Origin of the sequence: Marinobacter lutaoensis (assembly GCF_001981305.1) — a bacterium.
Lineage (GTDB): Bacteria > Pseudomonadota > Gammaproteobacteria > Pseudomonadales > Oleiphilaceae > Marinobacter > Marinobacter lutaoensis.
On sequence record NZ_MSCW01000006.1, the window covers coordinates 225,977 to 240,903 of the forward strand.

The 14,927-nt window shown below is 63.3% G+C and carries 14 protein-coding genes; 8 read left to right on the forward strand and 6 right to left on the reverse strand.

Translation table 11 applies throughout. The features are described from left to right. Positions 1-36: 36 nt before the first annotated feature. The 6 genes from dapE to map are packed head-to-tail and all read right to left on the reverse strand — an operon-like array spanning position 37 to position 7,178. Complete coding sequence (gene dapE, locus BTO32_RS09235) at positions 37-1,173, reverse strand: succinyl-diaminopimelate desuccinylase (RefSeq protein ID WP_076724346.1); 1,137 nt, start codon at positions 1,171-1,173, stop codon at positions 37-39. Then, positions 1,160-2,188, reverse strand: coding sequence for a 2,3,4,5-tetrahydropyridine-2,6-dicarboxylate N-succinyltransferase (gene dapD / locus BTO32_RS09240; protein ID WP_076724347.1), 1,029 nt, complete (start codon positions 2,186-2,188; stop codon positions 1,160-1,162). Before dapD ends, dapE begins: the two co-directional genes overlap by 14 nt. A gap of 27 nt (positions 2,189-2,215) precedes the next feature. Then, entirely contained in the window at positions 2,216-2,563 is a 348-nt protein-coding gene (locus tag BTO32_RS09245; RefSeq protein ID WP_076724348.1) for an ArsC family reductase, read from the reverse strand. Then, a complete protein-coding gene (gene dapC, locus BTO32_RS09250) occupies positions 2,560-3,765 on the reverse strand; it encodes a succinyldiaminopimelate transaminase (protein WP_076724349.1) in 1,206 nt (401 codons plus the stop codon). The genes BTO32_RS09245 and dapC overlap by 4 nt, the downstream gene beginning before the upstream one ends. After that, complete coding sequence (locus tag BTO32_RS09255; protein WP_076724350.1) at positions 3,762-6,407, reverse strand: [protein-PII] uridylyltransferase; 2,646 nt, start codon at positions 6,405-6,407, stop codon at positions 3,762-3,764. Before BTO32_RS09255 ends, dapC begins: the two co-directional genes overlap by 4 nt. Then, the gene (gene map, locus BTO32_RS09260; protein ID WP_076724351.1) at positions 6,408-7,178 is read right to left on the reverse strand and encodes a type I methionyl aminopeptidase; all 771 of its coding nucleotides are present in this window, start codon (positions 7,176-7,178) and stop codon (positions 6,408-6,410) included. It lies immediately after the preceding gene. A gap of 251 nt (positions 7,179-7,429) precedes the next feature. Here map and rpsB point away from each other — a divergent pair, with 251 nt between their 5' ends. From rpsB to rseP, 8 genes are all read left to right on the forward strand, one after another. After that, on the forward strand, positions 7,430-8,182 hold the full coding sequence (gene rpsB / locus BTO32_RS09265; protein ID WP_076724352.1) for a 30S ribosomal protein S2: 753 nt from the start codon (positions 7,430-7,432) through the stop codon (positions 8,180-8,182). A 91-nt stretch (positions 8,183-8,273) separates the two neighbouring features. Further along, positions 8,274-9,143, forward strand: coding sequence for a translation elongation factor Ts (gene tsf / locus BTO32_RS09270; protein ID WP_076724353.1), 870 nt, complete (start codon positions 8,274-8,276; stop codon positions 9,141-9,143). 178 nt (positions 9,144-9,321) lie between these two features. After that, positions 9,322-10,050, forward strand: a complete 729-nt coding sequence (gene pyrH, locus BTO32_RS09275; protein WP_076724354.1) for a UMP kinase — start codon at positions 9,322-9,324, stop codon at positions 10,048-10,050. A gap of 27 nt (positions 10,051-10,077) precedes the next feature. Beyond that, a complete protein-coding gene (gene frr / locus BTO32_RS09280) occupies positions 10,078-10,635 on the forward strand; it encodes a ribosome recycling factor (protein ID WP_076724355.1) in 558 nt (185 codons plus the stop codon). 63 nt (positions 10,636-10,698) lie between these two features. Next, positions 10,699-11,469: a polyprenyl diphosphate synthase gene (uppS, locus tag BTO32_RS09285; protein ID WP_076724356.1), complete on the forward strand. Its 771-nt coding sequence runs from the start codon at positions 10,699-10,701 to the stop codon at positions 11,467-11,469. A gap of 20 nt (positions 11,470-11,489) precedes the next feature. Further along, entirely contained in the window at positions 11,490-12,329 is an 840-nt protein-coding gene (locus BTO32_RS09290; RefSeq protein WP_076724357.1) for a phosphatidate cytidylyltransferase, read from the forward strand. Between the two features lie 2 nt (positions 12,330-12,331). Further along, positions 12,332-13,516, forward strand: a complete 1,185-nt coding sequence (gene ispC, locus BTO32_RS09295) for a 1-deoxy-D-xylulose-5-phosphate reductoisomerase (protein WP_076724358.1) — start codon at positions 12,332-12,334, stop codon at positions 13,514-13,516. 51 nt (positions 13,517-13,567) lie between these two features. Beyond that, complete coding sequence (gene rseP / locus BTO32_RS09300; protein WP_076724359.1) at positions 13,568-14,917, forward strand: RIP metalloprotease RseP; 1,350 nt, start codon at positions 13,568-13,570, stop codon at positions 14,915-14,917. Positions 14,918-14,927: the final 10 nt, after the last annotated feature.

The window sequence follows — 14,927 nt, forward strand, 5'->3', positions numbered from 1 at the left end:
CGGCGCGGCCCGGAGGGTGCCCGGGCCGCGCGGGTATCAGGCCAGGAGTTCCACCAGGATCTGCTCGTAGATCCGGGAGAGGGTCTCCAGGTCGTCCACTTTCACGCATTCGTCGATCTTGTGGATGGTGGCGTTGACCGGGCCAAGTTCCACCACCTGTGCCCCCGTCGGGGCGATGAAACGGCCATCCGAGGTGCCGCCGGAGGTAGACAGCTGAGTCTCCCGGCCGGTAACGGTGCGGATGGCGTCCTGGGTCGCCGAGACCAGCGCGCCCCTGTCGGTCAGGAAGGGCCGGCCGCTCAGGTGCCATTGCAGGTCGTACTTGAGGTCGAACCGGTCCAGGATGGCCACGACCCGTTCCTCCAGGCTCTCCGCCGTGTTTTCCGTGCAGTAGCGGAAGTTGAAATGGACCAGGCACTCGCCGGGAATGATGTTGCTGCCGGTGCCGGCCTCGACCCGGGTGATCTGGAAGGTGGTCGGCGGAAAGAAGTCGTTGCCGTTATCCCAGAATTCCCGGGCCAGGGCATCCAGCGCCGGTGCCACCCTGTGCACCGGGTTTTCCGCCAGATGCGGGTAGGCGACGTGACCCTGAACGCCATGCACCGTGAGATAGCCATGCAGGGAGCCGCGCCGGCCGTTCTTGATGACGTCTCCGACTTCGTGGCTGCTGGACGGTTCCCCGATCAGACACCAGTCGATTTTCTCGTTGCGGGCCTCCAGCGTCTCCACCACCTTGACCGTGCCGTCCTGAGCCGGGCCTTCCTCGTCGCTGGTGATCAGCAGCGCGATGGAGCCCCGGTGCCCGGGGTGATTCCGGACAAAACGCTCGCAGGCGGTGACGAAAGCCGCCAGGCTGCCTTTCATGTCCGCGGCGCCCCGGCCGTACAGGTAGCCGTCCCGGACCACCGGATCGAACGGTGGGTGCGTCCAGTTTTGCTCCGGCCCGGGGGGGACTACATCGGTATGGCCGGCAAAGGCGAGCACCGGACCATCCGAGCCCCGGCGAGCCCACAGGTTGTCGGTCTCGCCGAAGCGCAGGGATTCGCCCCGGAAGCCCAGGGGCGCCAGCCGCGACATCATCAGTGCCTGGCAGCCGGCGTCGTCCGGAGTGACGGAGCGCCGGCGGATCAGTTCGATAGCCAGCTCAAGGGTGGCGGAATCAGTTGTTGGCATGGAGTTCTTCGTTCAGTTCGATGGCGGTTTTGTTGGTTTTGCATTCCACGGCGCCGGTCTGGCTGTTGCGGCGGAACAGCAGGTCAGACTTGCCGGCCAGGTCCCGGGCCTTGATCACCTCCACCCGCTGGTTGTTGTCGTCCAGCAGGGCCACCTTGGTGCCGGCGGTGATGTACAGGCCGGCCTCGACCGTGCAACGGTCGCCGAGGGGAATGCCGATGCCGGAGTTGGCGCCCAGCAGACAGTTCTCGCCCACGGAAATGATGATGTTGCCGCCCCCGGACAGGGTCCCCATGGTGGAACAGCCGCCGCCCAGGTCGGATCCGTTGCCGATCACTACGCCGGCCGAGATCCGGCCCTCGACCATGGAGGTTCCCTCGGTGCCGGCGTTGAAGTTGATGAAGCCTTCGTGCATGACGGTGGTGCCTTCACCCACATAGGCACCCAACCGTACCCGGGCGGTATCGGCGATACGCACGCCCTTGGGCACCACGTAGTCGGTCATTTGCGGGAACTTGTCCACAGATTTCACTTCCAGGGTGCGGCCTTCGAGACGGGCCTTGAGCTGGCGTTCCGGCAGCTCGTTGAGGTCAATGGCGCCTTCGCTGGTCCAGGCGACGTTCGGCAGCAGGCCGAAGATGCCGTCCAGCCGGACGCCATGGGGCTTGACCAGCCGGTGCGAGAGCAGGTGCAGCTTGAGATAGACTTCGGGGGTGCTGGAGGCGGCATCATCGCTCGCCAGCACCGTGACCACCACCGGGCGGGCACTGGTGGCGGCCTTTTCCGCCAGGTTGGCCTGGCTGACCTGACCGACCTGGCGCAGGGCGTTGGCCAGAGCCTTCAGCTGTTCCGGCGCGGCGGCGATGGCCTGGTTGCCGCCCTGATAGTCCAGGGTGCTCTCAACCACATCGATCAGCGCCTTGTCGGGTGTCAGGATCGGCTGCTGGTAGTAAACCTCCAGCCACTCGCCCTGATTGTTCTGGGTGCCGATGCCGATGCCGAATGCAAAACTCATCTGGTGGTTGCTCCTGTCTGTTGTCTGTTAACCGTTGGCGTACTGCCGGGCCCAGTCATCCGCGTTGAAACCGACGCGGACGGTGCCGTTGTGCTCGACCACGGGCCGTTTGATGATGGACGGGTTGCCCAGCATGACCTGGTGAGCGGACTGGGCGTCCATGGTATCACGAACCGTCTCGGGGAGTTTGCGCCAGGTGGTGCCCCGGCGGTTGATCAGCGCTTCCCAGCCCAGCTCGGCCTCCCAGCGGGACAGCAGGGCCTCGCTGAGTCCGTCCTTCCGGAAATCGTGGAATTCATGGGCGATGCCCTGATCGTCGAGCCAGCGGCGGGCTTTCTTGACGGTGTCGCAGTTCTTGATGCCGTAGAGTTTCATGCCGTATTTGCCTTTACGAATTCAACGATGCGTCTTGCGGCCTCCACGCACGCCTCCAGAGGCGCGACCAGAGCCATGCGGACGCGGTTCTCGCCGGGATTTTCGCCGTCCACCGTGCGCGACAGGTAACGGCCCGGCAGCACGTGGACATTCTGCTGCGCCGACAGTTCCCGGGCGAAGGTTTCGTCGTCCATCGGCGTCGCTGGCCAGAGGTAGAAGCCGGCGTCCGGAATGTCGACGGGCATGACTTCGCGCAGAATCGGCACTACGGCCTCGAACTTGGCGCGGTAGGCCGCTCGGTTTTCCCGGACATGCTGTTCGTCCCGCCAAGCGGCGATGCTGGCCAGCTGGTTGTGCAGCGGCATGGCGCAGCCATGGTAGGTGCGGTACTTCAGATAGCGCTGGATGAGGTCGGCGTCGCCGGCCACGAAGCCGGAGCGCAGGCCGGGCAGGTTGCTGCGCTTGGACAGGCTGTGGAAGACGATGCAGCGGCGGAAGTCGTCTCGGCCCAGGGCAGCACAGGTCTGCAGCAGTCCCTCGGGCGGCCGGTGCTCGTCCGGATAGAGCTCGGAGTAGCACTCATCGGAGGCAATGATGAAATCGTACCGGTCCGCCAGGTCGATCACCTGCGCCAGGATTTCCCGGGGAATGACCGCGCCGCTGGGGTTGCCGGGGGAACACAGGAACAGCAGCTGACAGTCCCGCCAGATTCGCTCCGGTACCGAGTCGAAATCCGGAATGAACCCCCGGTCGGCCCGGCAGGCAAGGTAGACCGGCGTGGCACCGGCCAACAGCGCGGCGCCTTCGTAGATCTGGTAAAAGGGGTTCGGGCTGACCACGGTGGCCCCTGGGGCGCTGCCGTCCACCACCGCCTGCACCAGGGAGAAGATGGCCTCCCGGGTGCCGTTGACCGGGATCACGTGCCTGGCCGGATCGAGGCTGCCGGGAGCGAGCAGGAAGCGGCGGCTGGCCCAGTCGGCCATGGCTTCCCGCAAGGCGTCGGTACCCCGGGTGGTGGGGTAATTGGACAGCATCGCCAGATGGTCCGCGATGACCTGCTTGACGAAGGCCGGCGCCGGATGCTGGGGTTCGCCGATGCCCAGAGAGATCGGTGTCAGGTGATCGGGAGCCTGGATGTTGGCCTTGAGCCTGGCGAGTTTTTCAAAGGGGTAGGGGTGCAATCGGTCAAGATTGGGATTCATTGAGTCTCGTCCAGCATTTTGCAAAGGTCCTGTTGCAGGGCCAGGCACTTGGCCGCGTCACTCAGCGGCTCGCCGTGCTCGTCGGTGATGAAAAAGACGTCCTCCACCCGCTCGCCGAGGGTGGCGATCTTGGCGTTGGTCAGCCGCACCCGGTGTTCCAGCAGCACCTGCCCAATCCGGGCCAGCAGACCGGGCCGGTCCGGGGTGATCACTTCCATGACCGTGCGCTGGTTGCCGGTGTCGTTGGAGAAGGTGACTTCGGTGGGAAAGGCGAAGTGCTTGAGCTGCCGGGGTGTGCGTCGGTGGATGATGCTCGGGTAGTCCTCGGGGTCGTCCAGTTCCTCGATCAGTCGCTGGCGGACCCGTTCCTTGCGGGCAGGGTCCACGCCAAGGGGCTGGCCCTTCTCGTCCAGGACGACATAGGAACTGATGGAGTAGGGCCCGTCGCCGGAGCTGATGCGGGCATCCACGATGTTCAGGTTGAGCTGTTCCAGCACCGCGGTGGTGGCGGCGAACAGGGCGACCCGGTCCTTCATGTAAATAATGATCTGCGAGTAGCCGTCGGTGGGGCCGCCCCGGGTGTCGCGGATCAGCACCAGCGGGTCGGGGTTGTCGCCATGGCGAATGATGGCCGCCGTCTGCCAGGCAATGTCGACGGTGGAGTCCTGCAGAAAATAGTCCTCGTCCACAGTGTCCCAGACCCGGTCGATCTGTTCGTCCGTCATGTTCTGGGCGTGGAGGATCTCCCGGGCCTCGGACTGGGTGGCCCGGACCCACTCCAGCCGGTCAATCGGGGTCTCGGTGCCCCGGCGCAGCGCCCGCTTGGTCTCGATGTACAGTTGCCGCAGCAGGGAGGCGCGCCAGGTGTTCCAGAGCTTGGGGTTGGTGGCGCTGATGTCGCACACGGTCAGGATGTACAGGTAATCCAGGTGCGCCTGGCTGGGGATGGCCCGGGCGAAGGTGTGGATGATGTCCGGGTCCGATATGTCCTTGCGCTGGGCGGTCATGGACATCAGCAGGTGGTTTTCCACCAGCCAGGACACCAGCTGGGTATCCCGTTCGCTCAGGTGGTGACGGCGGCAAAAGGCTTCGGCGTCGATGGCTCCCAGTTCGGAATGGTCGCCGCCACGGCCCTTGGCGATATCGTGGTACAGGCCGGCGATGTAAAGGGTTTCCAGCTTGGGCAGGCGGTGGATCAGCCGCGAAGCCAGCGGGTACTCGGCCCGGTTCTCGCCGGTGTTCAGGCGGACCATGTTCTGGATCACCCGCATGGTGTGGGCGTCCACGGTATAGATGTGGAACAGATCGTGCTGCATCTGGCCGATGATCTGACCGAATTCCGGCAGGTACCGGCCCAGCACGTTGTACTTTTTCATGGCCGACAGGGTGCGGTCCAAGGCGTGCGGGGTGCGCAGCAGTTCCATGAACAGGGTGGTGACGGCCAGGTCGGAACGGAAAGCATCGTCGATCAGGTGCCGGTGCGCCCGCAGCGACCGGATGGTGGTGGCCCGGATGCCCTTGATCTCTGGATGCTGGGCCATCAGTACGAAGATTTCCATGATGGCGTAGGGGGCGTAGGCGAAGACCTGGTTGTTGACCGCCTCGATGTAGCGGTTGCGTATCTGGAACCGTTTGTTGAGCGGCTGGATCTCGTCCTCGCCGCCGGCTCCAAGAATGGCCTCGTCGTAATACTGCAGGATTACGTCGGTCAGCTCGGCCAGCGCCAGCACGGTGCGGTAGTAGGACTGCATCATCAGTTCCACGCCGAGACGCTTACCCTCGTCACGGTACCCCAACATTTCCGCGAGCGCCCGCTGGTGGTCGAACAGCAGACGATTTTCGTTGCGATCGGCGATCAGCTGCAGGCCGTAGCGGAGTTGCCACAGGAACGTCTCGCCCTGATACAGAATCTCGTGTTCTTCCTCGGTCAGGATGCTGAAGCGTGTCAGGTCGGCAATGGTCTGCAGGCCGAAGTGGCGTTTGGTGATCCAGCCGATGGTCTGGATGTCCCGCAGGGCGCCGGGTGCACCCTTGAGGTTGGGTTCCAGGTTGTACTCGGTATCGCCGTACTTCTCGTGGCGGGCTTGCTGCTCCCGGCGCTTGGCGAGAAAGTAATCCTGGTCGGTACTGACCTCGTCGGAGTAAACCTGCCGGCTCAGCTCCTGTCGCAGCGCATCCGGGCCGGCGATGGTTCGGGTCTCCAGCAGGTTGGTCAGGATGGTGACATCTTCCCGGGCGGCCTGCGTGCACTCCTCAAGACTGCGGACGCTGTGGCCGATGTCCAGCTTCAGATCCCAGAGCAGGGTGATGAAGGCTCCAAGGTCCTCGTGCCATTCCTCGCGGATGCCGGCCCGGGTCAGGATCAGCAGGTCGATGTCGGAGTGCGGGTGCAGCTCACCCCGGCCGTACCCGCCCACCGCAATCAGGGCGATGTCCTCGGAGCCGGAAAACGCATAGCGGTTCCAGATCAGACGCAGCACCGTGTCCACGGTGGAGGCCCTGGCGTGCACCAGAGCCCGGACATCCACGCCCTGGCGGAAGGCCTCGGCGTCGGCGCGGTAACGCGCCTTCAGCAGTTCCCGGGCCGCCGGCACCGGGGAAGGATCATGGCTGATGCGGGTTTCCAGCTCGCGAAGATCCACTTAGAACGACTCTTCGGACCGTTTCGTCAGCACCTCGTAGCCGTCGGCGGTCACGAGGATGGTGTGTTCCCACTGGGCGGACAGCTTGTGATCCTTGGTGACCACCGTCCAGCCGTCGGGCAGGAGCTTGGTGTGGTACTTGCCCTGGTTGATCATCGGCTCAATGGTGAAGGTCATGCCTTCTTTCAGCTCCATGCCGGTGCCCGGTTTGCCGTAGTGCATGACTTGGGGTTCCTCGTGGAATCCCTTGCCGATGCCATGGCCGCAGTAGTCCCGGACCACGGAGTAGTGGTGTTTCTCGGCATGTTTCTGGATGACGTGGCCGATGTCGCCCAGACGGGTGCCGGGTTTGACCAGCTCGATGCCCTTATACAGGCACTCCTGGGTGATGCGGACCAGGCGTTCGGTGCCTGGCTTGGGCTTGCCGACGATCCACATCTTGCTGGTGTCACCGTGATAGCCGTCCTTGATGATGGTGACGTCGATGTTCAGGATATCGCCATCCTTCAGGATTTTCTTTTCCGAGGGAATGCCGTGGCAGATGACGTGGTTGACCGAGGTGCAGATGGATTTCGGGAAGCCCTTGTAATTCAGGGGCGCGGGAATCGCCTGCTGCACGTTGACAATGTAGTCGTGGCAGAGGCGGTTCAGCTCCTCGGTGGAAACGCCGGGCTTGACGTGCTCGTCGATCATTTCCAGGACTTCCGCGGCCAGCCGGCCGGCCACCCGCATCTTTTCGATTTCTTCCGGTGTCTTGATCAGTGCCTGCATCGGGATTCCTGATTGGTTGGGGTCAAACGGGCATTTTAAGGGGGCGGGCAGTCCGGTACAAGGAATGGTCGGCGCAAAATAAATGGCGTCGAGGTTTGCTTTGTGGTATAAACGCGCCCGCCGAGAAACAAACCGGCAAATTCACACACGTGTCGGCACGTTGTCCCAGGGTGCCCGTTTCGCCATGGCGGAACCGGGTTGGGGCAATCGGACGCGTGGAGGACTAACCCGAAGCTGAAAGGTAAAGACTCATGGCTCAGGTAAATATGCGTGACCTGCTCAAGGCAGGTGCTCACTTTGGTCACCAGACCCGTTACTGGAACCCGAAAATGGCCAAGTACATTTTCGGCGCCCGCAACAAGATCCATATCATCAACCTCGAAAAGACCGTTCCTGCCATGGAAGAAGCGCTGAAGTTCGTTCAGCAGCTGGCAGAGAACAAGAACAAGATCCTGTTCGTGGGTACCAAGCGTGCCGCGGCCAAGATCATTAAGGAAGAGGCACTGCGTGCCGGTCAGCCGTACGTCAACCACCGCTGGCTGGGCGGTATGCTGACCAACTACAAGACCATCCGTCAGTCCATCCGTCGCTACCGTGACCTGGAAACCCAGAGCCAGGACGGTACCTTCGACAAGCTGACCAAGAAGGAAGCGCTGGAGCGTACCCGTGAGATGGAGAAACTGGAGCGCTCCATCGGCGGTATCAAGGACATGGGTGGCCTGCCGGACGCGCTGTTCGTGATCGACGTGGACCACGAGCGGATCGCCATCAAGGAAGCCAACAAACTGGGCATCCCGGTGATTGGTGTTGTCGATACCAACAGCGATCCGGACGGCGTTGACTACGTGATTCCGGGTAACGATGACGCCATCCGCGCCATCCAGATCTACGTGAAAGCCGTTGCCGACACCTGCATCGAAGCGGCCCAGTCCGCGGGTGCCGGTGCTGACGAGTTCGTTGAGGTCAGCGAAGACGCCGAAGGCGCCGCTCCGGCCGCCGAGTGACGCGTTAGTTTCACGTTTGAGTTGTAAGGTGTTGCCGTCCGAGGGGCGGCAACACCTCCCCACCGAATTCGACAAGTTAAGAGGGTTGAACATGGCTGCAATTACCGCTGCAATGGTCAAGGAGCTGCGCGAGCGTACCGGTCTCGGCATGATGGAGTGCAAGAAAGCACTGGTTGAGGCTGGTGGTGACGTTGAAGCCGCAATCGAGGAGCTGCGCAAATCCTCCGGTCTGAAGGCTGCCAAGAAAGCCGGTCGGACCGCCGCCGAGGGTGTGTCCCTGATCAAGATCTCCGACGACAACACCGTGGGCATCGTTCTGGAAGTCAACTCCGAAACCGACTTCGTTGCCCGTGACGACAACTTCCTCCAGTTTGCCAACGAAGTGCTGGACGTGGCCTTTGGCCAGGGCGAGACCGACGTGGCCAAGCTGATGGAAGGCGACCTGGAAGAGAAACGTAAGGCGCTGGTCCAGAAAATCGGCGAAAACATCACCGTGCGCCGCATCGTCAAGGTGGAAGGGCCGGTCGTGGGCGGCTACGTTCACAGCAACAACAAGATTGCGGCTCTGGTTGCGCTGAGCGCCGGTGACGCCGAAGTGGCCCGTGACGTGGCCATGCACGTGGCTGCCGTCAACCCGCGCGTCGGCAAGCCTGAAGACATGCCGGCCGAGGTGCTGGAGAAAGAGAAGGAAATCATCAAGGCTCAGCCGGATATGGAAGGCAAGCCCGCTGAAATCGTCGAGAAGATGATGGGTGGCCGCATCAAGAAGTTCCTCAAGGAAAACAGCCTGGTCGAGCAGCCGTTCGTCAAGAACCCGGATCAGACCGTGGGCGAGCTGATCAAGGCTGCCGGTGGTGACCTGGTCGGCTTCGTTCGCCTGGAAGTGGGTGAAGGCATCGAGAAAGAGCAGGTTGATTTTGCCGCCGAGGTTGCCGCTGCGGCGGGCACCGGAAAGGCCTGATCCTTTGCTGTCGATACCCGGACGTGTTCCGGGTATCTATCTGAGTCTGCCACGTTAGCTGGGGCACCCCGGCTCTCGTGGCGGGCTTGTATCTGAGATACCCCTTTTTCGAGGAGTATGTCAGATACAAGCCTGAAAGCGGTTTACGCGGAAGCCATCAGACGAGAAGGGGATCACCATGCCGACATCTTCCAAGACCCAGCCAAGATACAAGCGTGTTCTGCTCAAGCTCAGTGGTGAAGCCCTGATGGGCGACCACGATTTCGGTATCGATCCCAAGGTTCTCGACCGCATGGCGCTGGAAATCGGTGCCCTGGTGGGCATTGGCGTACAGGTGGGGCTGGTGATCGGCGGGGGTAACCTGTTCCGGGGGGCCGCTCTCAATGCCGCTGGCCTGGACCGTGTCACCGGCGACCACATGGGCATGCTGGCCACGGTCATGAACGGCCTGGCGATGCGTGATGCTCTGGAACGTTCCAACATCCGCACCCGGGTCATGTCCGCCATTCCCATGAGCGGCATCGTGGAACACTACGATCGTCGACGCGCGGTGCGCGACCTGAAAGAAGGCGATGTGGTCATCTTCAGCGCCGGTACCGGCAATCCCTTCTTCACCACCGACTCCGCGGCCTGTCTCCGGGGCATTGAAATCGAGGCCGACGCGGTGCTCAAGGCCACGAAGGTGGACGGTGTTTTCTCCGCGGACCCGGAACTGGATCCGGACGCGGTCATGTACGACCGTTTGACCTACGATGAAGTTCTGGACAAGAAACTGGGCGTGATGGACCTGACCGCCATCTGCCTGGCCCGGGATCATGGCATGCCGCTGCGGGTGTTCAATATGAACCGTCCCGGGGTGCTGACCCGGATCGTGACCGGCGAGAAAGAAGGTACACTGATCGAATAACCCTGTTAACGAATCGAGGATGCTGACGTGATCAACGACATCAAAGCAGAAGCCGAGAAGAAGATGAAAAAGAGTCTGGAGGCTCTGCACTCGGCCTTTAACAAGATCCGTACCGGCCGGGCTCACCCGGCCATTCTGGACAGCGTGATGGTCAACTACTACGGCCAGGAAACGCCGCTCAAGCAGGTGGCCAGCGTCAACGTCGAGGACAACCGGACTCTGACCGTGGCGCCCTGGGAAAAGAACCTGGTGCCGGCCATCGAAAAGGCGATCATGGCGTCCGATCTGGGCCTGAACCCCTCCACCAGCGGTGACGTGATCCGGGTGCCCATGCCGATGCTGACCGAGGAAACCCGCCGGGAAATGGTCAAGCAGGCCAAAGCAGATGCCGAACACGGTCGGGTTTCCATCCGTAACGCCCGCCGGGACGCCAACAACATGATCAAGGAACTGCTGAAGGAAAAGGAAATCAGCGAGGACGATCAGCGTCGCGCCGAGGATGAGATCCAGAAGCTGACCGACAAGTACATCGCCGAAGTCGAAAAGATGCTGAAAGCTAAAGAAGAGGACCTGATGGCGGTCTGAGTCGCCGGGCACTGGAACGTAGCAATCGGCCCGGGGACGGCCCTGGGCCAAGCAGGGGAATACATGACGGGAACTGTAACTGCGGATATCCCGGTGTCGGCTGACAGCCGGCCCCGGCACGTAGCCATTATCATGGACGGTAACAATCGCTGGGCCAAGGCTCGACGGTTGGGCGGGGTGGCTGGCCACAAGGCGGGAGTCGATGCGGTACGGGCGGTGGTGGAAACCTGTGCCCCGGCAGGCGTTGAAGTGCTCACCCTGTTTGCCTTCTCCAGTGAAAACTGGCGCCGCCCCAAGGATGAGGTGTCCGCGTTGATGAAACTGTTCCTGATGGCCCTGGAACGGGAAGTCCGCAAGCTGCACCGCAACAACATCCGCCTGCGTATCATCGGCGACCGATCCGCCTTCAGTCCGGCCCTTCAGGAGCACATGGCGAAGGCCGAGGCGCTGACCCGTGACAACACCCGCATGACCCTGGTCATTGCCGCCAACTACGGCGGGCACTGGGATATCACCCAGGCCACCCGTCGCATCGCGGCGAAGGTCCGCGATGGCGAGCTGGCACCCTCGGACATCACCGACGACCTGATCCAGCAGCACCTGTGCATCGGCGACCTGCCGATGCCGGATCTGATGATACGCACGGCCGGCGAACAGCGGATCAGCAACTTCCTGCTCTGGCATCTGGCCTACACCGAGTTCTATTTCTCCCCGGTGTTCTGGCCGGATTTCAAAGAAGAGGAAATGCAAAAGGCGCTCCAGGCCTACGCCGGTCGGCAGCGCCGGTTTGGCCAGACCGATGACCAGATTGCCGCCAGAGCCGCACAACAATAACGACGCAAAGCGATTCGACCGTGCTTAAGACCCGCATCATTACTGCACTGATTCTTGCCCCCATTGCCATTGGTGGCATTTTCTTCCTGCCCCCCCTGGGCTTTGCCATCTTCACCGGCGCGGTGATTACCCTGGGTGCCTGGGAATGGGCCAACATGGCCGGATTCCGTCACCAGAGCGGCCGGATTCTCTATGCCCTGATCACCGCGGTCATCCTGTATGGCCTGCTCAACGTGCCGGCGGTGACCGTGCTATGGCTCGCCTTGGCCTGGTGGTGCGTTTGCCTGTGGCTGGTCCGGAGCTATCCCGCCGGTACCGCCCGCTGGGGCAGTCTGCCGGTCCGGGCGGTGATGGGCCTGCTGGTGTTGGTGCCGGCCTGGGTGGGGTTGAACCACCTGCGCACCGGCAGCTTTCAATTTGGCCAGGTGGGCAACAACCTTTGGGTGATCCTGTACGTGCTCTGCGTGGTCTGGGTGGCGGACATCGGTGCCTACTTCGCCGGGCGCGCCTTCGGCAAGGCCAAGCTGGCGCCCCGGGTCAGCCCGGGCAAATCCTGGGCCGGGGTCTGGGGGGGACTGGCGGCGGTGGGCGCGTTTGCCGTGCTGGTCAGCCAGCTGGCCTCGGCCAGTCCCCGCGAAACGGTGCTGCTGGTGATCGCCAGCCTGGTTACCGGTTTGGTGTCGGTGCTGGGTGACTTGCTGGAAAGCATGCTCAAACGCTTCCGGGGGATCAAGGACAGCAGCCAGCTCCTGCCCGGGCACGGTGGCATCATGGACCGGATTGACAGCCTGACCGCCGCCATTCCCGTCTTTGCCCTGATCATTACCCAGCTGGGCTGGCTCACGGCCGGGCACTGGTGATCATGGCCCGGCGCAACGTCACCCTGTTGGGAGCCACCGGCTCCATCGGCCGCAGCACGCTGGACGTGATCCGACGGCACCCGGACCGGTTTCGGGTACACGCTCTGGCGGCAGGTACCCGGGCCCGCGAACTGGCGGCCCTGTGCCGCGAATTCCGGCCCCGGGTCGCGGTGATGGCGGACCCGTCGGCCGCGGCGCTGTTGCGGGAACTGCTGGCGGACTTGCCGGACATCCGGGTGCTGGCCGGCGATGACGGAGTGTGTGAGGTGGCCGCCGCCCCCGAGGCCTGCACCGTGGTCGCGGCCATCGTCGGCGCCGCTGGCCTGCGTCCGACCCTGGCGGCGGTGCGCGCGGGCAAGCGCGTTCTGCTGGCCAACAAGGAAGCACTGGTGATGTCCGGTCAGCTGTTTATGGATGCCGTGGCCGAGTCCGGTGCCGAGTTGCTGCCGATCGACTCGGAGCATAACGCCATTTTCCAGTGCCTACCGGCGGGCAAGACCCGGGACCCGGAGGCGGCCGGCATTACCCGTATCCTGCTGACGGCCTCAGGCGGCCCCTTCCGCGGCCACACGGCGGAACAGCTGCGTACGGTGTCTCCGGCCGAGGCCTGCGCCCACCCCAACTGGTCCATGGGTAAGAAGATTTCAGTGGATTCCGCCACCCTGATGAACAAGGGATTGGAGCTGATCGAGGCCTGCTGGCTGTTCGCCACCGATCCCTCCCGGATCGAGGTGCATGTTCACCCGGAAAGCATCATTCACTCCATGGTGGAGTACGCCGACGGTTCGGTGCTGGCGCAACTGGGCAGCCCGGACATGCGCACTCCCATCGCCAACGCGCTGGCCTGGCCCGAGCGGATCGATGCCGGGGTCGCACCTCTGGACCTGTTTGCCATCGGGCGCTTTCACTTCGAGCGTCCGGACCTGGCACGCTTCCCCTGCCTGCGTCTGGCGGCGGAGGCCTTCGAGGCGGGTGGCACCGCACCTGCGGTGCTGAACGCCGCCAATGAGGTGGCGGTGGCCCGCTTTCTGGAAGGAGCGCTGCGTTTTTCCGATATCCCCGTTATCATAGAGCGCACCTTGACCGCCACGGATGTGGTCGATGCGGACAGTTTTGAAACCATCTTTGCCAAGGACGCCGAGGCACGTCGGCGGGCTGGGGAACAGATCCGCTTGTTGACGGTCTGAACCGCTTGGCGGGTGTGCGCCGCCAGGCATCAGTGAGTAACCGGAAACGCTATGCAGATTATCGAGACCATTCTGGCCCTGGCGCTGACCTTGGGAATTCTCGTCACGCTTCACGAGTATGGCCATTTCTGGGTGGCCCGGCGTTGCGGCGTGAAGGTCCTGCGCTTTTCCGTCGGCTTCGGCAAGCCGCTCTTTTCCTGGCACGATCGCCACGGTACCGAATTTGCCGTGGCGGCGATCCCCCTGGGCGGCTACGTCAAAATGCTGGACGAGCGCGAAGGCCCAGTGCCCGAGGCGCTCCGGGACCAGGCCTTTACCTCCAAGCCGCCGGGCCAACGAATCGCCATCGCCGCGGCCGGGCCAGCGGCCAATTTCCTGTTCGCCATCGCCGCCTACTGGTTGATCAGCGTGCTCGGCGTGACCACGGTGGCGCCGGTGGTTGGCGAGGTGACCCCCGGCAGCGTCGCGGCGCAGGCCGGGCTGGAACCGGGCATGGAGATCCAGGCGGTGGACGGCCACGCGGTGCATTCCTGGCGGGATGTCAGCATGCGCCTGCTGGAGCGTGCCGGTGAGCAGGACACGATCGAGTTCCGGGTACGGAACGGCGACATCACGGGCACCGTGTCTGGTCCCCTGGGCGGCTGGACTTTGAGCGACGACACGCCGGATCCGCTTGCCGAGTTCGGCATGGCGCCCTGGCGCCCGGAGATCCCCCCGGTTATCGGCCAGATCACCGAGGACGGCCGTGCCGGGGCCGCCGGTCTGCGGGTCGGGGACCGGGTCGTGGCGGTGAATGGCGAGCCGATCGCCAGTTGGTATGATCTGGTCGAACATGTCCGGAGCTCGCCGGAACAGCCGCTGCGCCTGACCGTCGAACGGGGCGACGCCGAGCAGGTTCTGGTCGTCACACCCGCCCGCCGGACCCTGGAAAACGGCGAGGTGGTTGGCTTTGTTGGCGCGGGCGTGCAGCCGGTGACGTGGCCAGACGAGATGATTCAGAACGTTCGCTACGGCCCCCTGGCGGCCATTCCCCAGGCCATTGCAGAAACCTGGGCTGACACCCGGCTGACGCTGGTCGCCATCCAGAAAATGGTGACCGGGCTGCTGTCGCCCACCAATCTCAGTGGCCCGATCACCATCGCCCGGGTGGCGGAGGCGAGCGTGAGTTCCGGGTTGGAGGATTTCATCGGCTTTCTTGCCTACCTGAGCGTCAGTCTCGGGGTGTTGAACCTGTTGCCGGTGCCGGTTCTGGACGGTGGTCACATCCTCTACTATGCGATCGAGGCGATCCGGCGCAGGCCGTTGTCCGAACAGGCGCAGGCCATCGGCTTACGAATCGGTATGGCTTTGATTCTTACTTTAATGGTGTTTGCTCTTTACAACGACCTGATGCGGTTGTGAGAATTGCGGC